Annotated in this window: 21 protein-coding genes and 3 tRNA genes; 18 read left to right on the top strand and 6 right to left on the bottom strand. The window is 58.1% G+C overall.

The genetic code is table 11. The features are described 5' to 3' along the window. The first annotated feature begins 22 nt into the window (after positions 1-22). A complete protein-coding gene (locus ACQQ2Q_RS00540; protein ID WP_428185067.1) occupies positions 23-739 on the top strand; it encodes a DUF2161 domain-containing phosphodiesterase in 717 nt (238 codons plus the stop codon). Between the two features lie 21 nt (positions 740-760). Here ACQQ2Q_RS00540 and ACQQ2Q_RS00535 read toward each other — a convergent pair whose 3' ends face one another. Beyond that, positions 761-1,747 carry an aldo/keto reductase gene (locus ACQQ2Q_RS00535; protein ID WP_428185066.1) on the bottom strand — a complete coding sequence of 329 codons (987 nt, stop codon included), beginning with the start codon at positions 1,745-1,747 and terminating at the stop codon, positions 761-763. A 148-nt stretch (positions 1,748-1,895) separates the two neighbouring features. On the opposite strand from ACQQ2Q_RS00535, the gene ACQQ2Q_RS00530 reads away from it, so the two are divergent. Further along, on the top strand, positions 1,896-2,156 hold the full coding sequence (locus tag ACQQ2Q_RS00530; RefSeq protein WP_428185065.1) for a hypothetical protein: 261 nt from the start codon (positions 1,896-1,898) through the stop codon (positions 2,154-2,156). Between the two features lie 30 nt (positions 2,157-2,186). Continuing rightward, on the top strand, positions 2,187-3,290 hold the full coding sequence (locus tag ACQQ2Q_RS00525) for a hypothetical protein (protein ID WP_428185064.1): 1,104 nt from the start codon (positions 2,187-2,189) through the stop codon (positions 3,288-3,290). Here ACQQ2Q_RS00525 and ACQQ2Q_RS00520 read toward each other — a convergent pair. Continuing rightward, entirely contained in the window at positions 3,226-3,435 is a 210-nt protein-coding gene (locus ACQQ2Q_RS00520; protein WP_428185063.1) for a hypothetical protein, read from the bottom strand. The genes ACQQ2Q_RS00525 and ACQQ2Q_RS00520 overlap by 65 nt on opposite strands. Before the next feature lie 165 nt (positions 3,436-3,600). On the opposite strand from ACQQ2Q_RS00520, the gene ACQQ2Q_RS00515 reads away from it, so the two are divergent. The 3 genes from ACQQ2Q_RS00515 to ACQQ2Q_RS00505 all read left to right on the top strand — a co-directional run bounded on the left by ACQQ2Q_RS00515 (position 3,601) and on the right by ACQQ2Q_RS00505 (position 6,886). Then, entirely contained in the window at positions 3,601-3,960 is a 360-nt protein-coding gene (locus tag ACQQ2Q_RS00515; protein WP_428185062.1) for a hypothetical protein, read from the top strand. A gap of 204 nt (positions 3,961-4,164) precedes the next feature. Continuing rightward, positions 4,165-5,472, top strand: a complete 1,308-nt coding sequence (locus tag ACQQ2Q_RS00510; RefSeq protein WP_428185061.1) for an MFS transporter — start codon at positions 4,165-4,167, stop codon at positions 5,470-5,472. Between the two features lie 142 nt (positions 5,473-5,614). After that, positions 5,615-6,886, top strand: a complete 1,272-nt coding sequence (locus ACQQ2Q_RS00505; RefSeq protein ID WP_428185060.1) for an arsenic transporter — start codon at positions 5,615-5,617, stop codon at positions 6,884-6,886. 44 nt (positions 6,887-6,930) lie between these two features. Here ACQQ2Q_RS00505 and ACQQ2Q_RS00500 read toward each other — a convergent pair whose 3' ends face one another. Genes ACQQ2Q_RS00500 through ACQQ2Q_RS00490 form a run of 3 tightly spaced genes read right to left on the bottom strand, consistent with a single transcriptional unit; the run spans position 6,931 to position 9,717 of the window. Then, the gene (locus tag ACQQ2Q_RS00500; protein WP_428185059.1) at positions 6,931-7,929 is read right to left on the bottom strand and encodes a LacI family DNA-binding transcriptional regulator; all 999 of its coding nucleotides are present in this window, start codon (positions 7,927-7,929) and stop codon (positions 6,931-6,933) included. Between the two features lie 44 nt (positions 7,930-7,973). Further along, on the bottom strand, positions 7,974-8,963 hold the full coding sequence (locus tag ACQQ2Q_RS00495; RefSeq protein WP_428185058.1) for an ABC transporter permease: 990 nt from the start codon (positions 8,961-8,963) through the stop codon (positions 7,974-7,976). Positions 8,964-8,976: 13 nt separating this feature from the next. After that, positions 8,977-9,717, bottom strand: coding sequence for an ATP-binding cassette domain-containing protein (locus ACQQ2Q_RS00490; protein WP_428185057.1), 741 nt, complete (start codon positions 9,715-9,717; stop codon positions 8,977-8,979). Positions 9,718-9,867: 150 nt separating this feature from the next. Here ACQQ2Q_RS00490 and ACQQ2Q_RS00485 point away from each other — a divergent pair, with 150 nt between their 5' ends. The 5 genes from ACQQ2Q_RS00485 to ACQQ2Q_RS00465 all read left to right on the top strand — a co-directional run bounded on the left by ACQQ2Q_RS00485 (position 9,868) and on the right by ACQQ2Q_RS00465 (position 15,572). Then, on the top strand, positions 9,868-10,848 hold the full coding sequence (locus tag ACQQ2Q_RS00485) for an NAD-dependent epimerase/dehydratase family protein (protein WP_428185056.1): 981 nt from the start codon (positions 9,868-9,870) through the stop codon (positions 10,846-10,848). A gap of 48 nt (positions 10,849-10,896) precedes the next feature. Continuing rightward, complete coding sequence (locus ACQQ2Q_RS00480; protein ID WP_428186451.1) at positions 10,897-11,883, top strand: substrate-binding domain-containing protein; 987 nt, start codon at positions 10,897-10,899, stop codon at positions 11,881-11,883. 151 nt (positions 11,884-12,034) lie between these two features. Next, complete coding sequence (locus ACQQ2Q_RS00475) at positions 12,035-12,982, top strand: sugar-binding protein (protein WP_428185055.1); 948 nt, start codon at positions 12,035-12,037, stop codon at positions 12,980-12,982. An 85-nt stretch (positions 12,983-13,067) separates the two neighbouring features. Next, the gene (locus tag ACQQ2Q_RS00470) at positions 13,068-14,573 is read left to right on the top strand and encodes a sugar ABC transporter ATP-binding protein (protein ID WP_428185054.1); all 1,506 of its coding nucleotides are present in this window, start codon (positions 13,068-13,070) and stop codon (positions 14,571-14,573) included. Between the two features lie 12 nt (positions 14,574-14,585). Continuing rightward, positions 14,586-15,572 (top strand): ABC transporter permease, encoded by a 987-nt coding sequence (locus ACQQ2Q_RS00465; protein WP_428185053.1) that lies wholly within the window; start codon positions 14,586-14,588, stop codon positions 15,570-15,572. Between the two features lie 199 nt (positions 15,573-15,771). Here ACQQ2Q_RS00465 and ACQQ2Q_RS00460 read toward each other — a convergent pair. Further along, a tRNA-Val gene (locus ACQQ2Q_RS00460) sits at positions 15,772-15,847 on the bottom strand. A gap of 345 nt (positions 15,848-16,192) precedes the next feature. Here ACQQ2Q_RS00460 and ACQQ2Q_RS00455 point away from each other — a divergent pair. The 7 genes from ACQQ2Q_RS00455 to ACQQ2Q_RS00425 all read left to right on the top strand — a co-directional run bounded on the left by ACQQ2Q_RS00455 (position 16,193) and on the right by ACQQ2Q_RS00425 (position 19,687). Next, a tRNA-Asp gene (locus ACQQ2Q_RS00455) sits at positions 16,193-16,269 on the top strand. 77 nt (positions 16,270-16,346) lie between these two features. Further along, positions 16,347-16,423, top strand: a tRNA-Asp gene (locus ACQQ2Q_RS00450). Between the two features lie 245 nt (positions 16,424-16,668). Continuing rightward, positions 16,669-17,034, top strand: a complete 366-nt coding sequence (locus ACQQ2Q_RS00445; protein WP_428185052.1) for an NADH-quinone oxidoreductase subunit A — start codon at positions 16,669-16,671, stop codon at positions 17,032-17,034. Then, positions 17,025-17,606: a NuoB/complex I 20 kDa subunit family protein gene (locus ACQQ2Q_RS00440; RefSeq protein WP_428185051.1), complete on the top strand. Its 582-nt coding sequence runs from the start codon at positions 17,025-17,027 to the stop codon at positions 17,604-17,606. Before ACQQ2Q_RS00445 ends, ACQQ2Q_RS00440 begins: the two co-directional genes overlap by 10 nt. Before the next feature lie 18 nt (positions 17,607-17,624). After that, complete coding sequence (locus tag ACQQ2Q_RS00435) at positions 17,625-18,227, top strand: NADH-quinone oxidoreductase subunit C (RefSeq protein ID WP_428185050.1); 603 nt, start codon at positions 17,625-17,627, stop codon at positions 18,225-18,227. Positions 18,228-18,245: 18 nt separating this feature from the next. Continuing rightward, positions 18,246-19,436, top strand: a complete 1,191-nt coding sequence (locus ACQQ2Q_RS00430) for an NADH-quinone oxidoreductase subunit D (RefSeq protein ID WP_428185049.1) — start codon at positions 18,246-18,248, stop codon at positions 19,434-19,436. Next, complete coding sequence (locus ACQQ2Q_RS00425; RefSeq protein WP_428185048.1) at positions 19,436-19,687, top strand: hypothetical protein; 252 nt, start codon at positions 19,436-19,438, stop codon at positions 19,685-19,687. Before ACQQ2Q_RS00430 ends, ACQQ2Q_RS00425 begins: the two co-directional genes overlap by 1 nt.

The following is a 19,687-nucleotide window of genomic DNA, read 5'->3' as shown; positions in this document are numbered from 1 at the left end:
CTCACCAAAGCGAGATGATCTGTTGGAAACCGACCTCTACCCACCCGTTAAGCGCTTTCTCGAAAACCTCGGCTTCGAGGTCAAAGGCGAGGTGAAGGGTTGTGACGTCGTTGCGGTGTCCGGCGATGTAACGGAAGTCGTTGTCATTGGCGAACTCAAGCAGACCTTTACCCTGGAGCTGGTGCTGCAGGCGGTCGAGCGCACCTCGGCCTGCGATGAGGTCTGGCTTGCGGTCTCGGCTTCGAAGAAGGGCAAGGGCCGCGAGGCAGATTCGCGGGTGAAAAAGCTCTGCCGCTATCTCGGTTTCGGATTGCTCTGCGTGGCGGGCGGTGATCGCGTTGACGTGATCGTCGAGCCAAGCGACTGGAAACCCCGTCGTGACCCCAAGCGCCGTTCCCGCATCGTCCAGGAATTCAACCGTCGCAGGGGCGATCCGATGGCCGGTGGCTCGACGCGCGTGCCGCATATGACGGCCTATCGTCAGCAGGCCCTGGTGGTTGCAGGTGCCATGGAGCAGGCACCAGTTCGTCCGCGCGACCTGAAGGCGGTGGCGCCTGAGGCCGCAAAAATCCTGCAGGCCAATTACTATGGATGGTTCATGCGGATTGAACGCGGTGTTTATGACCTGACCGATGCCGGTCGCGCAGCACTGACGACATGGTCAACCCACCTGCCGGAGGCGGAAAATCCGGCGGCGCAGCACATAGCTTTGGGAGAAAAGACGGAACGGGCGGCCTGATCGGACCGCCCGGACAACACTTTACCAGCGATGATGCACGTGTGGGGCAATCAGCCGGTCGTAGACATCCTTTGCCGCTGCCATCACGTCGGCCGACAATGGCGCAAGTCCGGATGCCCCAGCGTTACCCTTGGCTTGCGCGTCATTGCGTGCGCCGGGGATAACCACCGTTACGGCCTCATGCATGAGGATCCAGCGCAGCGCCAATTGCGCCATGCTGGCACCGGCGGGCACCAGCTTGCGGATCTCGTCAACCGCATGGAGGCCTGTCTCGTAGGGCACACCGGCAAAGGTTTCGCCCACATCGAAGGCCTCGCCCGCGCGGTTGAAATTGCGATGATCGTCATCGGCAAAATTGGTGGACGCAGTCATCTTGCCGGATAACAACCCGCTTGCCAGCGGCACCCGCGCAATCACGGCGATGTCTTTCTTCTGCGCCTGCTCGAAAAACAGACCCGCAGGGCGTTGGCGAAAGATGTTGAAGATGAGCTGGACGCTTTTGACGCCCGGATATTCGATCGCCTTCAGTGCTTCCTCGACCTTTTCGACACTCACGCCGTAATTGGCGATCTTGCCGGCCTTCTGGATCTCTTCCAGCGCATCGAACATTTCCGGCTGGTAATAGACTTCGGTCGGCGGGCAGTGAAGCTGCACGAGATCGAGACAGTCGATATCCAGATTTTTCAGGGAGCGGTCAATGAAGGCTTCGATATTGGCGCGCGTATAACCTTCCGCCACATGCGGGGACAGTCGACGTCCGGCCTTGGAGGCCACCATGGGTCGCTCCCCGCCACGATCCTTCAGTACATCGGCGATGATCTTTTCGGATCGCCCGTCGCCATAGACATCCGCCGTATCGATGAAAGTCACACCGGCATCAAGCGCCGCGTTGAGCGCTGCACGCCCGTCCGCTTCCGAGACATCGCCCCATGAGCCGCCAATTTGCCATGCGCCAAAGCCAATCTCGCTGACGGTGAAGCCGGTACGGCCAAATGCATGATGCTTCATATGAAATTCTCCTTCTTGCCGGTGACGCAGGTAACAACTGCACCCCCGTTCGGCAAGGGCGAACCGGGAATTGCGTATTTCACGTCTTGATGATGTTCATGATATGTTCCATATCTGATTGCCCCTGAATAATGACGATGAAAACCTGATGACCAGTTTGATCGACACCCTTGGAAAGGCCGCGCGCCATAACATGCTCGTGGTCGTGCGCTGTCTGGGCTGTGGCCGCGAGGCAAAGTTCATGGCCCATGAACTTGCAGTCTTCTACGGCCATGGCAGAGTGCTGGACACACTGCCATTTAAATGCCTGGAATGCGGGGTAAGCGAAAAGAAGATCAGGCCGATGGAGTTCATGAACGACCGCACGCGTGAGATCATTGTCTGGCGTCCGACCAAGATGAAGATCTAACCGCGTGCCATTGGCCTATGGGGGAGGCAAGTGTTCAAATTCGTCTTCAGGCTGTTGGCGCTTGTGCCCATGGTGCTGGTCGGCTGGGGCGTGGTCGAAAGTGCGATCACACTCTACCGCTCGGGCGTCGCCTATGGGCTTGTCGATCCTGTAGGCCTTGCGCAGTACCGACTGTATGCCGCCGGACCGCAGCGGTTTGTCGAGGAAATCGAAAAAGCCATCGACGCCGGTGACTACGACTATGCCGAATCGCTTTATGCGCTCGGCATAGCCTATGGTCACGATCTACCCCCGGATCTTGAGGAAAAGGCGAAAGCCACCTGGGCGCGTCGCGCCGGTGTCGGCAGTCTGCGTGCCGCCAGGGGCTTCATCTTCGGCTCGGTGGAGACGGGCGAGGAATTGGCCGGGACCTTGGTCAGCGATCTCGTGGGTGTCGGTGACCTCAGAGACTTCTCGGTCCAGGGCTTCAATTATGTATCCGGAAGAGATTACGACGTCTTGCTTCTTGGCTTTTCCGCAGTCGGTCTGGGGCTGACGGCAGCAAGCTACGGCTCGTTCGGTTTGGCCGCACCCGCAGATACCGGCGTCTCACTGGTCAAGAACGCCTATCGCGCCCGCAGGCTTTCCAAGCCGCTTACCGCCTATTTTGCCAAGACTGCCCGTCGGCTGATCAAGCCATCGGTACTGAAGACGGAGCTCAAAGTGTCGAGCGAGGGCGCCGCCGGCATTGCGCGCCTGGAGAAGGCCGCGTTCAAATCGGTGGACAAGACCGCAGCGCGTATCTTGATGAAGGATGTCGAGGTATTGGGCGATATGCGCAAGACGAGCGGTATTCGCGCGCCTTTGGCAGCGCTTGCCATTGCCGATGGGCCGAAGGATTTGCGTAAACTCAGCCGGGTCAGCGCACATTTCGGCGCAAAGGGTGCCGTGGTGATGAAGTTTCTGGGCCGATCGGTCATCAGACTTGGCTATGGCGTTGCCGAGATCGCGAGTGCCGCGATCTCCCTGATACTCATGTTGTCAATGGCGTTGATACGCCTGCCGGCCCGCCTGTTGCTGGGCCGGTTGTTCAGCCGTTGGCACGCAGCAGCGCTGGTATTTCGGACATTGCGTCCGATCCTGCGGGCGTGGTGACCGCACCGGTATTCATGTGGGCGCTAATCTGAACGATGGTTGCCGTCTGCATCTCCGCAGTCTGCTCAGGCTTTGCATTGTTGCTGGTTTCCGACACGGAAATCATGTCACCGGCGGCGTCATAAAAATACTGCTTCTTGGTCATCTCGCGCTTTCAGCTTCCTGGACGGGGCCGTCCTGTCGGCGCCCGTTGATGCGGCTTCTCCTGATCGCGAATTGTTTTGAAATTAAGGCATGATCCAGCCCGTGCGCGGAACTTTTCCGCCATGCTGGGGGTTTCGTATTCAACCACCTGAAAGGGAGCACGGACATGCAAATTATTGGCACACAAGTTCATGAACAACGAGGCGGCAAGGGCGGATACATCGTCGAATTTGTCGGCGAGGGTGGCGACGTCATCTCCGTACAGTTGCGTCAGGGCAAGACCGGAGCGCTCAATCGTCAGAACGCCCTCGACAAGGCGCGTATCGCATTGTTGCATGCAGCCCAGTACAAGCGCAGCGACGATGTCAACGATGAGGCAGAGGCGGAGGCTATCCGTTCAGCCCGCGGATCCAACGATAACAATGATACGGAAGACCGTTTGGAGGAGGGGCTGGAAGACACATTCCCGGCATCCGACCCCGTCTCGATCACCCAGACCACCACAGCCGGTCGCGACGACCGGTAGTCCATTCTCTGCATGATGCAGAGACCGACGATCCGCATGAGGCGGAATATCTTGAGCGGCACGTGCCATGATGGCCCGTGCCGTTTTTGATTTGTGAACGAGTTCGGTTGCAAGCCGTGATCCGTCCTGTTGCTGCACGCGTATTGATATCATGATCAAGAGAGCCAAAACGCGGGTATGATGACTAACGGGAGCCAGGAGAGAGTGCCGAACCGGCTCCTTGCGCTTTATGCCTTGCCCGCGCTGCCGGTGGCGGCTATTGCGCTGCCGTTTTATATTATCGTACCGTCTTACTATGCGACGCGTCTGGGGCTGTCGCTGGCCGGTATCGGCGTGGTTCTGCTGCTGATACGGGTCATGGACGCGATCACCGATCCACTATTCGGCTATTGGTCGGATCGCATCACATCCCGGTTCGGGCGCAGGCGTTTTTTCTTTGCCTTGTCCTTGCCGCTGACGGCGGTTTCAGCACTGATGCTGTTCTGGCCCCCAAGCACTGCAGGGCTTTTCTATCTCGCCTTCTGGGGTGCGGCACTCTCCATCGGAACCACATGGACGACCTTGCCCCACACCGCCTGGGGTGCGGAACTCGTGTCGGACTATCATGGCCGTGCGCGGTTGACCGCCTGGCGCGAAGGCGCAACCGTGTTCGGCACACTGGTTGCCGTGTCACTGCCCTTCGCCATTGGCCTCGAGCGGGCAGATGGCCTGTCTGGATTGGCTTATCTCGGTCTGTTCGTCGCCATCGGTTTGCCGGTGCTGGGGTTGATGACGGTCGCATGGGTCGCGGAGCCCGAAGACCTGACCCGCCGTCGCCTGGCGCTTGTCGACGGATTGCGCCAGCTTTGGGACAATGCTCCCTTCCGCCGTCTTGCCCTGGCCTTTCTTCTCAACAGTTTTGCCAATGCGGTGCCGGCCAGTCTGTTCCTGTTCTTCGTCTCCGCACGGCTGGGTGCCGAGACATTGCAAGGCCCGCTGTTGTTTGCCTACTTCCTCAGTGCCGTGGCTGGCGTTCCCCTGGCCGTGCTTGCCGCCAGGAGAGTGGGCAAGCATCGTGCCTGGTGCATTTCCATGCTGGCGGCCTGCGCGATCTTCTTCACGGCCGGCTTTCTGCGGGAGGGCGATGTCGCTCCTTTTGTCGCCATCTGTATCTTGACCGGTCTGCTGCTGGGCTTCGATCTGGCACTTCCACCGGCAATACAGGCGGATGTGATCGACAACGACACGGCGATGTCAGGAGAACAGCGCTCCGGACTTTATTTCGCCGCCTGGAGCCTGATTTCCAAACTGGCGCTGGCCCTTTCTGCCGGAACTGTCTTTCCCCTACTGGGATCAGCAGGTTTCGATGCCAATGCTGCTGAGAGCGCCGCTCCCGCTGCGCTTTGGGCACTGGGTGCCCTCTACGCCTGGCTGCCGATCCCCATAAAGCTGGCATCCATCGCGGTCATGTGGAACTTCTCGCTCGACGAATTGGAACAGAAGCGGCTGCGCGAGCGCATTGAGAACGCATGATCAACATAAACACGCTATCTGCAAGAAATGACGGGCGTTGCTGCGCTGCATCGGCCAGTCCGACATCCTTCGTGCTAAGACGGCGCAAAAGCTGCGGTTGTTAAGAGTAGCTTTCACAAAGCAACCACCGGCGGACGCGAATATGCAAGTTCTGACAACGACGTTTCATCCCGCATGGATTATTGCCGCCGCAACAGCCTTCCTGGTCATTACCCGACCGTTTCGATGGCCGGAGGCTGTCTGGGCGGTCGGTGGCGCAGGCCTGTTGCTTGCATTTGGCCTGATGCGACCGTCAGCCGCCTGGACCGGTATCGCCAAGGGGTTTGACGTCTATCTGTTCCTGATTGGCATGATGCTTCTGGCTGAGTTGGCGCGAAAGGAAGGCCTGTTTGACTGGCTGGCCGTTGCCGCGATCAACCATGCCAAAGGCTCACCGAAACGGTTGTTCGTTCTGATCTATGCCGTCGGTCTCCTGGTCACCGTCTTTTTGTCCAATGATGCCACTGCTGTGGTCCTGACGCCGGCAGTCTATGCGGCGACACGCGCGGCCAAGGTGAAAAATCCGCTGCCATATCTGCTGATCTGCGCCTTTATTGCCAATGCCGCCAGTTTCGTCCTGCCGATTTCGAACCCCGCCAATCTCGTCATTTTCGGTGGCGGCCACATGCCGCCGCTCGGTGAATGGCTACGAATGTTTACGCTTCCCTCCATCGTTGCGATCATTGCCACCTTTGTCGCTCTTTACTGGACACAGCGCGGCTCTCTCAGCACCGACACGGTCGCCATGACTGCGTCGACGCCGCAATTGTCCTTGGCTGCCAAAGTTGTCGGAATTTCCCTTGCGCTCACGTCGGTTGGACTGGTTCTCGCCTCGGCATTTGAAATGGAATTGGGTCCGCCGACATTTCTGGCCGGCGTGGCGACGCTGCTGGTGATCGTCGCGGTCAATCGTCAGGCCCCATTTGCCGTGCTGAGGGGTATCTCCTGGACCGTCTTGCCTCTGGTCGCCGGCCTGTTCGTGATCGTGGAAGCGCTGAGCGGGACGGGCCTTATCCGCATCCTTGCAGACATTCTCGAGCGCGCGATTGCCAGTTCGCCGCAATGGGCAGCAGGTGGTGCAGGCGTAATCGTTGCGATCGTTACAAATCTCGTCAACAATCTCCCGGCGGGTCTGGTGGCGGGCAGCACGGTCCAATTGGCGCAAGTGCAAGGCGTGGTATCCGGTGCGGTCCTGATCGGTGTCGATCTGGGGCCTAACCTGTCGGTGACGGGGTCGCTTGCGACCATACTCTGGTTGACGGTGCTACGGCGCGAGAACATCCATGTCGGGGCCTGGCAGTTTCTGAAGCTCGGTGTCGTCGTGATGACACCGGCACTGTTTCTGGCGCTGGCAGCACTGCTCCTGACGTCATAGTCCTGTGACGGTTATCAGGGTATCACCGCAGAGGCGTCCGTGCGTTAAACCGACTCTCGCTCGATAATCTGGCATTCGACCTTAAGCTGGTCGTGGCGGCTTTTCAGCCCGCCTGCAATATCGTCGATCATCTCCACCGCCATCGCGCCCATTTCAAAGAGCGGCAGGTGAAGAGTGGTCAGCGGCGGACGGATGAACTGGGCGATATCGCGATTGTCGAAGCCGATGACCGAGATGTCGCCTGGAACGGATTTTCCTCGTTCTTTCAGCGCCTCGATACATCCAAGCGCCATCAGATCGTTGGCACAGAAGATCGCGTCGGGCGGGTTGGGCAGATCCATCAAGACCTGGGTCTCGGCATAACCGGAGGAGGGCTCCCAGTTGCCGTAGCGCACCAGTTCGGCGTCGAAGGTGAAGTCGTGGCTCGCCAGAGCCTGCTTGTAGCCGCGCAGCCGGTCGCGCGGATTGTCGAGGCCGTCCTGTCCGTTGATCAGTGCGATCCGGCTGCGACCGGCCCGGATCAACCGTTCGGTCGCAGACCGACCTCCGGCAACGTCGCCTGGCAATATGGACGGCAGTCGCCGGCTTTGATCGTAGCAATTGACGAGCACCGACGGCACCGTCAACAGCGGCGTCGGTGGATCGATCTTGCGTGTCAGGATCGTACCAAAGATATAGCCCATCAAGGGTTGCCGCTCGTATTGCTGGAAGACGTTCTCGGTTGGGTCTTCGTCCGCCCGGAAAATGCCGAGCGTGACGATGATTCCCAGTTCGAGTGCCTTTTCGCGCGCGCCTTCGAAGGCAAGTGCCATCCAGGGATCGGTCGTCAACTCGTCGGTGATGAACGCGATCACCCTGCTGTCTGTCGCATCGCTGGCAGGCGAGCGATTTGTGCGAAGGTAACCGAGTTCATTGACGGCGTCGAAAACCTTACGGCGCGTCGCTTCGCTGAAGCGTGCCCCTGAACTGCCATTGAGTATAAGGGAGACGGTCGCTTGCGATACACCCGCCCGCGCTGCGACATCCATCATGGTGGGTTTCAAGGTGATCTCCGTATTGCGCGCGAGCGCACTGTCATTTCGATTCGCTATCTTCGCACATTGCGGAATCGGTCAAATGCCACAGCGACGATGATGAAGGTACCTATGAACATTCCTTGCCAGAAAGTCGAGATACCCAGCAGGATCAGGGAATTGCGAATGACCTCGATGAGCAGCGCGCCGACAACGGCACCCAGCGCATTGCCTTCGCCACCCGCCAGATTGGCCCCGCCGATGACCGCTGCGGCAATGACGGTAAGCTCCATCGCCTGACCGAGATTGGTCGTGACGCTCCCCAGCCAACCAGCCATCAGGATGCCTGCAAGGCCCGCTGTAAAGGCAGAGAACATGTAGATACTGACCTTCAGACGTTTGACCGGAATGCCGGTCAGGATCGCCGCACTTTCATTGCCCCCGATCGCAAACAGATGTTGTCCCCATCGGGTCCAGCGAAAGACCAGTGACATGATCACGGCAAGCGCAATGACGGCATAGAGTGGATGCGGAATGCCGAGTGTCGAGCCACCGCCAATCCACAACAGTATCTCGTGATCCGGCCCGAACTCCCAGATCATCTTGTTGTCCGACAGCACCATGGCAAGCGAACGCGCGGCTGACAGTGTCCCGAGTGTGACCACGAAGGCCGGCATGCCTGCATAAGCAATCAGCACGCCGTTCAACAGTCCGACCAGAAGTGCCGAGCCGAGTGCCATGAGGGCCGACACCCAGAAGGACATGCCGCTGGCCATGGCCACACTGATCACCATTGCGCTCAAGACCACCGATGACCCGACCGAAAGGTCGATGCCACCGGAGGCGATGACGGCCGTCATGCCGATGGCGATGATTGCGACGAAGGCGAAATTGCGCCCCACATTGAACAGGTTCCGCTCGCTCGCGAAAGTATCGGTCAAAAGGGTGAGCGCCAGGCATGCTAAGATGGCGGCGGTGAAGACCCAGAAGACCTGCAGGCTTTTCAGGCGGGAAAACCAGTTTTGATGCAGCGATTTGCTGATGATGTCGTCGAGCGTTGTCATGTCGATCTCCCTCCTAGGCCGTTTCGATGGCGCCGGTGATCAGGCCGGTGACTTCTTCAGGGGATGAATCCTTGGCGGCCTTGCGGCACACCATCTGCCCCCGACGTAAAACGGCGATCCTGTCTGAGACGCTGAAAACATCGGGCATTCTGTGGCTGATCAGGATCACACTGATGCCGCGGTCACGCAGGCGGCGGATGAGGTCGAGCACTTCCGCGACCTGACGCACTGAAATTGCGGCCGTCGGCTCATCCATCATGACAATCTTCGGTTCCGACAGCAGTGTGCGCGCGATTGCCACCGCCTGTCGTTGGCCACCGGACATTCGCCGTACGAGATCGCGCGGGCGGGTTTCCGATTTGAGTTGCTTGAACAATTCGGCCGAGACGGAATTCATCTGCTTGTAGTCGATATATCGGATCGGCCCGAAATGACGCAGCGGCTCTCGTCCAAGAAAGACATTGGATGCGGCAGACAGATTGTCGGCGAGCGCCAGGTCCTGGTAGACCATTTCTATGCCCTCCCGCTGGGCGTCGAGAGGTCTGTGAAAGACCACTGGCTTGCCGTCAATGCTGATCTTGCCCGTACTCGGCGGAAAGTTTCCGGCAATGATTTTGACGAGCGTGGATTTTCCGGCGCCATTATCCCCCATAAGGCCCAGAACCTCCCCCGGTTCGATCGAAAGTGACACATCGCTAAGCGCCTGTATCGCTCCGAAATTCTTTGAAACTCCTGAAAATGCAAGTCGCGACACAATTTCCTCCCTTTATGTCAGCGCCGAAAATCCTCACTCCAAATCACACGGGCGGCTCATTTTCCCACGCCAGAATTAACTAATTACTTGACTTAATATTATTAGTAAACAAAGTTCAACTCGGACTAGGTTCTTTCGGAGGAGGGAAGCATGAGGCTTCTGCTGACGGGCGGAACGGGAAAGGTCGGGCAGGCATTCCTGCACGCATTCCTTGCAGATGTTCGTTTTGCGAAGTGGGAAGTGGTCGCACTTTGCAATAACAGGTCGGTCGAGGAGGGGGAGCGCGTCTCTGCGGTTCGGGGGTCCATGAATGATCCAGCTATCGTGGCTGAAGTCATGGATGGGGTGACCCATGTGATCCACATGGCAGCTGTCAAGGAAACGCCAGAGCTGATCTTCGATGTCGCCTTGAAGGGGCTTTACCTGCTGCTCGAGGAATTTCGGCGTTCACATTATGCGCGTCAGTTCATCCTGTTGAGTGGCGACTGCGCGGTCGGGCATATCTTCCATGACTACGATGCCCCAATCACCGAGGCGTCCGAGCGTCGGGCTTATCCGGGCAGCTACGCACTCACCAAGACCCTTGAAGAGGTGATGCTGGAGCAGTTCGGTCATCAGTATGGTGTGAACTGGTCGACGCTTCGTGCCCCGTGGATCATGGAGAAAGACGATTTTCGCTTCGCGCTCGACTTCAGCGACGCGCAATTTGGCGGTCCTTCATGGGCGGAGTTGATCGAGGAGGATCGGCTGCAGGACTGTCGCAAGGGTGGATATGTGCCGGTCTTGCGCGATGTGAACGGCGACTATCTCAAGCGAAACTTCGTCCATATCGACGACCTCGTGTCAGCAATTCTGGCGACGATCGACAACCCTCGTGCTGAAGGACAATTGCTCAATATTTCCATGGATCAGCCAGTGGACTATGGCGTCCTGGGCGAGCGGCTTTCAGCGCTCAACGGGCTCACTCCGGTCGAGATCGACACGCCGTTCTACAGCAACTGGCTCGACAATTCCAAGGCGCGGATGCTGCTTGGCTGGTCTCCGGAGATCGGCCTCGAACAGATGATCGAGCGCGCCTGGCAATACAAGCGTGCGGAAAACGACCCGCGCATTGTCTGGTATCCCGGCTGAGGCAGGAGGCTTTGGTCGGTTTAAGTGGAGGAGGAAAAACCGATGAAAATGAAGATATTGGCAATGACGGCCCTATCTGTCGCGGCTTTGGCCGCAGGGTCGGCTGGAGCAGCAGACAAAAAGACCCTGGCGATTGTCGTCAAGGGTCTCGACAACCCGTTCTTCGAGCAGATCAATCTGGGCTGCAAGAAGTGGATGTCGGAGAATGCAGACAGCGAATACGAGTGCCTCTATACCGGCCCGGCGTCGTCTGCAGACGAAGCGGGTGAAGTCCAGATCGTCGATGACCTGCTGACCCGTGGGGTGGCAGCGATTGCCATTTCGCCGTCCAACGCGCCCGCCATGGGCAATCGTGTGCGTGACATTGCGCCGTCGGTGCCGGTCATGACGGTGGATGCGGATTTCCTGGAAAAGGACCGCGACCTGCGCAAGACATATCTCGGAACAGACAACTATCTGATGGGCGTGAAAATGGCGGAGGAGGCCAGCAAGCTCAAGCCGGATGGCGGTACCGTCTGCCTGCAGCTTGGCAATGTCGCCGCTGACAACATCAATGCCCGCGCTCAAGGCTTTCGCGATACCATTGCCGGTGCCAAGGAAATCGACCGCCTGACAGGACAGGGCGGTTGGACGGAAGTCGAGGGTTGCCCGGTCTACACAAATGACCAGGCCGATCTTGCCAACCAGCAGATGTCGGACGTGTTCACCGCCAATGCAGATCTCGACGCCTTCATCCTGATCGGCGGCTGGGCACAGTTTGCGCCGCAAGCCTATGCCCAGGTGACCGACCAGGTGATGGACAAGCTCAAGAGCAAGGACCTGATCATTATCGCCGGCGACACGCTGCCGCCGCAGACCCAGGCCTTCCGCGATGGTCGCAGCCACGCCCAGGTTGGTCAGCGTCCGTTCGAGATGGGCTACAAGGCGCCGGATGTGATGATCCAGCTCATCAACGGTCAGACGGTGGAGGATCCGCTGTTTACCGGGCTCGATGTCTGCAACCAGGACGATCCTGGTTTCTGCGCCGATAACTGAGTCTTGCGGGGCGGCGGGTGGCGGGCTTCCGGGCTCGCCGCCATTCTATGTCGCAAGACGAATTATCAGTAAACATATTAATAATAATGCCATCCGTTACCGTCATATGGAACGCGACCTGGGAGGAAATCGGGTCGCAGGGAGGAATGAAATGAAACATCTGAAATCATTGGTTCTCGCAGCAAGTGTGGCATTTGCCGCGAGCCCGTCCTTTGCTCAGGACAAACCCTCGCTGGCCTTTATCGTCAACGCGGCATCCGACTTCTGGAAGCTCTCCGAAGCAGGCGTGAAGGCAGCCCAGGCCGAGTTGCCGGATTATGACTTGCAATTCCGCTACCCGGCTCAAGGGACAGCGGCCTTGCAGAATGCCCTGATGGACGATCTGGTCGCCGCCGGTACCGACGCGATCATGATTTCGTCGGCCGATCCGAAGAACTCGATCGATGCCTTCAATCGCATTGCAGCGCAGGTGCCGTTGTTTACGACGGACAGCGACGCGCCCAACAGCAATCGCATTGCCTATCTCGGCTCATCCAACACGGATGCCGGCGTTCAGGCCGGCGAAATGGCCGTCGCTGCAATGCCGGATGGTGGCAAATGCATGGGCTTTGTCGGCTTTCTCGGCGCTGACAATGCCGTTGAACGCATTGCCGGCTTCCGCAAGGCCGTCGAGGGCTCCGGAATCGAACTGGTGGATGTGAGAGGCGATGACGTGGACTTTGCCCGCGCACGCTCCAATGTCGATGACGTCCTGGCAGCCAATCCGGACATTACCTGCATGGTCGGGTTCTATTCCTACAACCCGCCCAAGATCTATGAGGCCCTGCAGGCCGCTGGGAAGCTGGGACAGGTGACCGTGGTTGCCTTTGACGAAGACCCGGTGACGCTGGGCGCCGTGCGTGAAGGAAACTTCGTCGGAACTGTGGTTCAGGACCCTTACCAGTGGGGCTATCAGGGGATGAAGCTGATGGCGGCCTATCTGCAAGGCGACAAATCGCAGATTCCGTCTGACGGCCTGATCATTGTGCCAACCAAGAAGATCACCAAGGACAATGTCGATGCCTTCGCAGCAGAACTGAAAGCCCGCGTCGGCGGATAAGCGCGCTGTCGAAAACGATCCTGGCTGCACGGATCCCATGGGGTTCGTGCAGCCTTTTGATCCGTCCTGCGTTCCGGGAGCGTCGATGACAGAATATCCTGACAAGACCATAGAACTCGATCTGGTGGGGATCACCAAGGTCTATCCGGGTGCGGTGGCACTCAACAATGTGTCCTTGAGCATTCGCGCGGGCGAGGTGGTTGGGCTTATCGGCGAAAACGGTGCCGGCAAATCCACCTTGATGAAAGTGCTAAGCGGCGCCATCGCGCCTGATGAGGGCCGGATCATCATCGATGGCGAAGAGGTGAGGTCACTGACACCCGCCCGGGTTCATGAGCGTGGCATTGCTCTCGTCCATCAGGAACTCAATCCGTTTTCCAATCTCGATGTCACAGCCAATGTGCTTCTTGGCCGCGAAATGAGGCATGGCATTTTCGGATTTCTTGATCGCACGGCGATGGAACAGAAAGTGGCGCCGATCCTTGAACTGCTCGGCGCGCGTTTCGGCCCGCGTGATCGGGTCTCCGACCTCTCGCTGGCCGATCAGCAACTGCTCGAAATTGCCCGTGCGTTGTCGATCGATCTGCGTCTGCTCATTCTCGACGAACCCACATCCAGCCTGACCATATCGGAGACCAAGCGCCTGCTGGAGGTTATCCGGCAGTTGAGCGCAAAGGGCGTGGCCGTGCTGTTCATCACCCACCGTCTGGCCGAGGTCGAACAGGTGGCAAGCCGGGTGGTGGCGTTGCGCGATGGCTGCAATGCTGGGGGCCTGAGCCGCGAGGAAATCACCAGGCACAATATGGTGCATATGATGATCGGCCGCGACGTCAGCCAGTTCTACGAGAAAACCGACCATGTGCTCGGTTTGCCGGTTCTGGAGATCAAGGCTCTGCGCACCATAGCCAATCCGCAACATTCCATTGATCTTTGTCTGAGGGCCGGCGAGATCCATTGCCTGACGGGACTTGTCGGTGCCGGTCGCACCGAGCTGGCGCGCGCGATATTCGGCATCGATCCGGTCGAGGGCGGGGTGATCGAGATCGGGGGCAGGGTGCTTGCCCCCCATTCCGTGCCAGACGCGATCGCAGCCGGCATTTGCCTGGTGCCCGAGGATCGAAAGGCAGAAGGCCTGTTCCTGGATTTCTCGGTCATGGAAAATGTTGCGATGCCTGCGCATGACGGGCTTTCAAGGCATGGCTTCGTCGATGCGCGTGCGGAACGAAGACTGGCCGAATCGTCAAGGGACAATCTGAAGATCAAGACGTCGAGCATCGATCGCGCCGTCGCCGAAATGTCGGGTGGCAATCAGCAAAAGATCGTTCTCGCCAAATGGTTGGCGATGAAGCCCAAGGTCATCATTCTCGACGAACCGACCCGCGGCATCGATGTGGGGGCCAAGGCGGAGGTCTATCGGCTGATGCAGGCGCTGGCTGCCGAAGGCGTGGCGCTGTTGATGATCTCGTCCGACATGGAAGAGGTGATCGGCGTTTCAGACCGCGTGGCGGTCATGTGCCATGGGCGGATTTCCGGAACGCTCAAGCGCGATCAACTGACCGAGGAGAGCATTCTCCGACTGGCCGTCGAATAGAAGGGGAAGAGGATGCACAAGAAAGATATTGGACTTGCCACCCTGGTGGTCACGGTTGGCGCGATTGTTGCCATGGTCAATCCGCGTTTTCTGTCGCCGATCAATCTGGCCAATACAGCCAATCTCATCGGCCTGTTCGGATTGTTTTCGATAGCCGAAGCATTCGTCATCGTGACGGCTGGCATCGAATTGTCCATTGGTTCCGTCATCGCACTGATCGGTGTCATATTCGTCGACCTCATCGCCAGTTTCGGTGTTCCCTGGGGCGTGGCACTGGCAATTGTCCTGGTTCTCTCCGTGGCCATAGGCCTGCTTCATGGCTGGCTGATCACCCGACTCAAGCTGCAGCCATTCGTCGTCACCCTGTGTGGCCTTCTGATCTATCGCGGTGTTGCGCGATTCTACACCAAGGACGGGACCGCCGGCTTCAGTTTCGGTTCCGATTTTCCCATGCTGGAATATCTCGTGTCCGGTCGCACCGCCGGCATACCGCATTCCGTCATCGCTTTTGCGCTGGTCGCCATCATCTCCTGGTTCCTGCTGCACCGCACAGTCTTCGGCCGCCATCTGTTCGCCGTCGGCAAGAATAGCGAGGCCGCGCGCTATTCAGGCATCGACACCAATCGTGTGATCATAAAGGCCTATGTGCTCTGCGCCTTCTTGACCGGGATCTCGGCGGTATTCTTCGCCATGTATACCCGGTCCGTCCAGCCATCGTCGCACGGCAATTTTTACGAATTGTATGGCATTGCAGCGGCAGTTCTTGGCGGCTTTTCGCTGCGGGGCGGGGAGGGCTCGATCATCGGCGTGGTGCTGGGCGTCATCCTGCTGCAGGAACTGCAGAACCTCGTGAACCTGCTCGGCATCCCGTCCTCCTTGAATTTCGCCGTGATGGGCAGCGTGATTCTCGCAGGCGTGATCGCCGATACCCAGTTTTCCCACTACCGCGACGCCCGCCGACAGGCGAGCGCCATGGCAGCGATGGAAGACAATACATAATGTGACGCGGATTAAGGTGTCGTTTAAACCGACTTGTCGCTACCGGATGGCGCATGACGAGTTGGCGATGGCTGCAATCGGATTGGTGAACTGCTCGCGACCGCGCCGCGCCTTATGAAGACGACTGGGATACAGCACACAACGGCAATGAAATGCGGTTGGTTGCGCTTACGAGAAATAAAGGGATTTCTGGAGAGAATGGTGGGCGATGAGAGACTCGAACTCCCGACATCCTCGGTGTAAACGAGGCGCTCTACCAACTGAGCTAATCGCCCGTCCGCTGTGCGAAGCATCTGTCCGCCGCGTCGGTGGCCGTGATCTATGCGGATCGGAAAAAATGCGCAAGAGTGTTTGTGAAGTTTTTTTGTTTTTTTTATCACTTCGCACACAGGAGAGAAAAAATCGCACCTCTTTATGTATGGGGTCTTTCCATTGGCAATGGCCGGGTTGAAAGGGGAGGGCGCACACTGGAGGCGGGCATTGTCCAAAACATTTGCATCGCTGTCATCGTTTTGTCTGCGAACCTGCTTGACACCCAATCACGAACATCTTAGTTAGCCGCTCATCGACCGGCGAGGCCCGGTTGGTGAGGACGGTTTCACCGTCTTTTTGAGATGTGCGCGGGTGTAGCTCAGTTGGTTAGAGTGCCGGCCTGTCACGCCGGAGGTCGCGGGTTCGAGCCCCGTCACTCGCGCCACTCTCAAGTCCTCGACGAAAGGCAGCCTATCGAATTTCGAAAAGCAGTCTTCTCCGCTCAAAGCGGACTATATATGCGCGGGTGTAGCTCAGTTGGTTAGAGTGCCGGCCTGTCACGCCGGAGGTCGCGGGTTCGAGCCCCGTCACTCGCGCCATATATTTCTCCTCCAATAAAAATAGGGTTTTGTTGCGCCGCATGGGTGTAATATACCGTTGACTATGTATCTGATTTTAACTCCTTGATAAAGTCGGACAGGTATCGGGTGAAAAGCCCGCTTGAGGCTTGCGCATCCGAGTTGGCTGCGTTAACCAACGGCTTGTTGCAACACTTATTTCGGCTTGTTGGCCTGATGGCCGGAATGTCGCCCGACATTTTCACTGACAGGCAGGGATGGATAAGATGACTGAACTCCTCAGTTCCTACCTTCCGATCGCAATTTTTATCGGCATTGCCCTCGTTATCGGTATAGCGCTTCTCGTTGCGCCGTTTGCCGTTGCGTATAAGGCGCCTGATTCTGAAAAGCTTTCGGCTTACGAATGTGGTTTCAATGCATTCGACGATGCGCGTATGAAATTCGACATTCGATTCTATCTTGTGTCGATTCTCTTCATCATCTTCGATCTTGAAGTTGCCTTCCTTTTCCCTTGGGCCGTTTCCTTCGGCGATCTGGGCTGGTTCGGCTTCTGGTCGATGATGGTCTTCCTCGGCGTTTTGACCATCGGCTTTATCTATGAATGGAAGAAGGGAGCCCTGGAATGGGAGTGACCGCTTCAGACACGACGCTCGTCGCGCAGCAGCCGAAGGGGATTATCGATCCCTCGACCGGCAAGCCGATTGGAGCCAATGATCCGTTTTTCGGCGAGATCAACAATGAACTTGCCGACAAGGGTTTCCTGGTCACTTCGACCGACGAGCTCATCACCTGGGCCCGTACCGGCTCGCTGATGTGGATGACCTTCGGTCTGGCCTGTTGCGCCGTCGAGATGATGCAGCTTTCCATGCCGCGCTACGACGTCGAACGCTTTGGCTTTGCCCCGCGCGCGAGCCCCCGTCAGTCGGATGTGATGATTGTTGCGGGGACGCTGACCAACAAGATGGCGCCCGCGCTTCGCAAGGTCTATGACCAGATGCCGGAGCCACGTTACGTGATTTCCATGGGCTCGTGTGCCAATGGCGGTGGTTATTACCACTATTCCTATTCGGTGGTGCGTGGCTGCGATCGCGTGGTGCCCGTCGATATCTATGTGCCGGGCTGTCCGCCCACGGCAGAGGCGCTGCTTTATGGCGTGCTTCTGCTGCAGAAAAAAATCCGCCGTACCGGGACCATCGAACGGTAAGGGCTGAGGGACGAGACAATGAGCGAAGCCCTGAACGAGCTTGCATCCTTTATTCAGGAAGTACGTGGCGAACTGATCGCCAGCGCCGAAATCAAATTCGGTGAATTGACGCTGACCGCCACACCGGAAAAGCTGATCGCGCTTCTGACCTTCCTGCGTGACGACGTGCAGTGCGGGTTTGTCAATTTCATCGATATCTGTGGTGTCGACTATCCGGCGCGCCCCGAGCGTTTCGATGTTGTCTATCATCTGCAGTCGCCGCGTCAGAACCTGCGCATCCGCGTCAAGACCATGACATCGGAAGAAAAGCCCGTGCCGTCGGCCTGTGGCGTCTTTCCCGGTGCCGACTGGTTCGAGCGTGAAGCCTGGGATATGTACGGCATCATGTTTACCGACCATCCGGATCTGCGCCGCATTCTGACCGATTACGGTTTTGAGGGGCATCCGCTGCGCAAGGACTTCCCGACCACGGGCTTTGTCGAAGTTCGCTACGACGATTCGGTCAAGCGCGTGGTTTACGAGCCGGTCGAGCTGAAGCAGGAATTCCGTAGTTTCGATTTCCTCTCGCCATGGGAAGGCACGGACTACGTGCTGCCCGGCGATGAAAAAGCGGCGAAGTGAGGACGGAAGGGTAAGTCAATGACCGAGCATAACGTTCGCAACTTCAACATCAACTTTGGTCCGCAGCATCCCGCAGCCCACGGCGTTCTGCGTCTGGTGCTCGAGCTCGACGGTGAAATCGTAGAGCGTGTCGATCCGCATATCGGTCTGCTCCATCGTGGCACCGAAAAGCTGATCGAAACCAAGACCTATCTGCAGGCCGTTCCTTACTTCGACCGTCTCGACTACGTGGCGCCGATGAACCAGGAACACGCCTATGCCATGGCGGTCGAAAAGCTCCTCGGCCTCGAGATCCCGATCCGCGGTCAGCTGATCCGCGTTCTCTATTCCGAAATCGGCCGTATCCTGTCGCATCTCTTGAACGTGACCACGCAGGCCATGGACGTTGGCGCACTGACGCCGCCGCTCTGGGGCTTTGAGGAACGTGAAAAGCTCATGGTGTTTTACGAGCGTGCCTGCGGCGCGCGCATGCACTCTGCCTATTTCCGTCCCGGTGGCGTTCATCAGGACCTTCCGCCGGAGCTGGTGGAAGATATCGGCGCATGGTGCGATCCTTTCCTGAAGACCCTCGACGATATCGACGATCTTCTGACCGGCAACCGTATTTTCAAGCAGCGTAACGTCGATATCGGCGTGGTGAAGCTGGAAGATGCCTGGGCCTGGGGTTTCTCCGGCGTCATGGTGCGCGGTTCGGGTGCTGCCTGGGATCTGCGTCGTTCGCAGCCCTATGAGTGTTACTCCGATCTCGAATTCGACATCCCGATCGGCAAGAACGGCGACTGCTATGACCGTTACCTGATCCGCATGATCGAAATGCGCGAGTCGGTGAAGATCATGAAGCAGTGCGTCAACCGTCTGCTTGGCGATGCAAAGACCGGCCCGTTCTCATCGCTCGACGGCAAGGTTGTGCCGCCGAAACGCGGTGAAATGAAGCGGTCGATGGAAGCGCTGATTCACCACTTCAAGCTCTACACCGAAGGCTATCACGTCCCTGAGGGTGAGGTTTACGCAGCCGTTGAAGCGCCCAAGGGCGAGTTCGGCGTCTTCCTCGTCTCCGATGGTACAAATAAGCCATACCGCTGCAAGATCCGTGCGCCGGGCTATGCCCATCTTCAGGCGATGGACTTTATCTGTCGCGGACACCAGCTCGCCGACGTGTCGGCAATTCTAGGCTCGATCGATATCGTCTTTGGAGAGGTCGACCGTTAATGCGCCCTGGCCTGATCATACTCGCAGCAAGCCTGGTGGCCGCTTCTGGTGCTGATGCCCAGACGTCGACAACTGGTGTTGCTTCGAGTTCTTCCTCCAAATCCATGGGGGAATTGGTCAGCGAGGGCTATGAGATCAAGTCGGCCGTTCCCAACGGCTCAACATTCATCGTGTTCCTCCAGAAGGACAATTCGGCCTATGCCTGTGAATTCGCCACCGTGGCGAGCTCAAGGTGTGGAGCCATAAACTGA

Source organism: Agrobacterium sp. ES01, from assembly GCF_050320885.1.
Classification (GTDB): domain Bacteria; phylum Pseudomonadota; class Alphaproteobacteria; order Rhizobiales; family Rhizobiaceae; genus Allorhizobium.
The sequence above is the reverse complement of the archived record's forward strand: the minus strand, read 5'-3'. Positions and strand labels throughout refer to the sequence as shown.

What these genes read in the sequence shown, in the direction of transcription:
- ACQQ2Q_RS00535 (WP_428185066.1), bottom strand. Translation starts at nt 1,747, where the DNA reads ATGAAGCATCATGCATTTGGCCGTACCGGCTTCACCGTCAGCGAGATT.
- ACQQ2Q_RS00530 (WP_428185065.1), top strand. Translation starts at nt 1,896, where the DNA reads ATGACCAGTTTGATCGACACCCTTGGAAAGGCCGCGCGCCATAACATG.
- ACQQ2Q_RS00520 (WP_428185063.1), bottom strand. Translation starts at nt 3,435, where the DNA reads ATGACCAAGAAGCAGTATTTTTATGACGCCGCCGGTGACATGATTTCC.
- ACQQ2Q_RS00515 (WP_428185062.1), top strand. Translation starts at nt 3,601, where the DNA reads ATGCAAATTATTGGCACACAAGTTCATGAACAACGAGGCGGCAAGGGC.
- ACQQ2Q_RS00505 (WP_428185060.1), top strand. Translation starts at nt 5,615, where the DNA reads ATGCAAGTTCTGACAACGACGTTTCATCCCGCATGGATTATTGCCGCC.
- ACQQ2Q_RS00495 (WP_428185058.1), bottom strand. Translation starts at nt 8,963, where the DNA reads ATGACAACGCTCGACGACATCATCAGCAAATCGCTGCATCAAAACTGG.
- ACQQ2Q_RS00485 (WP_428185056.1), top strand. Translation starts at nt 9,868, where the DNA reads ATGAGGCTTCTGCTGACGGGCGGAACGGGAAAGGTCGGGCAGGCATTC.
- ACQQ2Q_RS00480 (WP_428186451.1), top strand. Translation starts at nt 10,897, where the DNA reads ATGAAGATATTGGCAATGACGGCCCTATCTGTCGCGGCTTTGGCCGCA.
- ACQQ2Q_RS00475 (WP_428185055.1), top strand. Translation starts at nt 12,035, where the DNA reads ATGAAACATCTGAAATCATTGGTTCTCGCAGCAAGTGTGGCATTTGCC.
- ACQQ2Q_RS00470 (WP_428185054.1), top strand. Translation starts at nt 13,068, where the DNA reads ATGACAGAATATCCTGACAAGACCATAGAACTCGATCTGGTGGGGATC.
- ACQQ2Q_RS00465 (WP_428185053.1), top strand. Translation starts at nt 14,586, where the DNA reads ATGCACAAGAAAGATATTGGACTTGCCACCCTGGTGGTCACGGTTGGC.
- ACQQ2Q_RS00445 (WP_428185052.1), top strand. Translation starts at nt 16,669, where the DNA reads ATGACTGAACTCCTCAGTTCCTACCTTCCGATCGCAATTTTTATCGGC.
- ACQQ2Q_RS00440 (WP_428185051.1), top strand. Translation starts at nt 17,025, where the DNA reads ATGGGAGTGACCGCTTCAGACACGACGCTCGTCGCGCAGCAGCCGAAG.
- ACQQ2Q_RS00435 (WP_428185050.1), top strand. Translation starts at nt 17,625, where the DNA reads ATGAGCGAAGCCCTGAACGAGCTTGCATCCTTTATTCAGGAAGTACGT.
- ACQQ2Q_RS00430 (WP_428185049.1), top strand. Translation starts at nt 18,246, where the DNA reads ATGACCGAGCATAACGTTCGCAACTTCAACATCAACTTTGGTCCGCAG.
- ACQQ2Q_RS00425 (WP_428185048.1), top strand. Translation starts at nt 19,436, where the DNA reads ATGCGCCCTGGCCTGATCATACTCGCAGCAAGCCTGGTGGCCGCTTCT.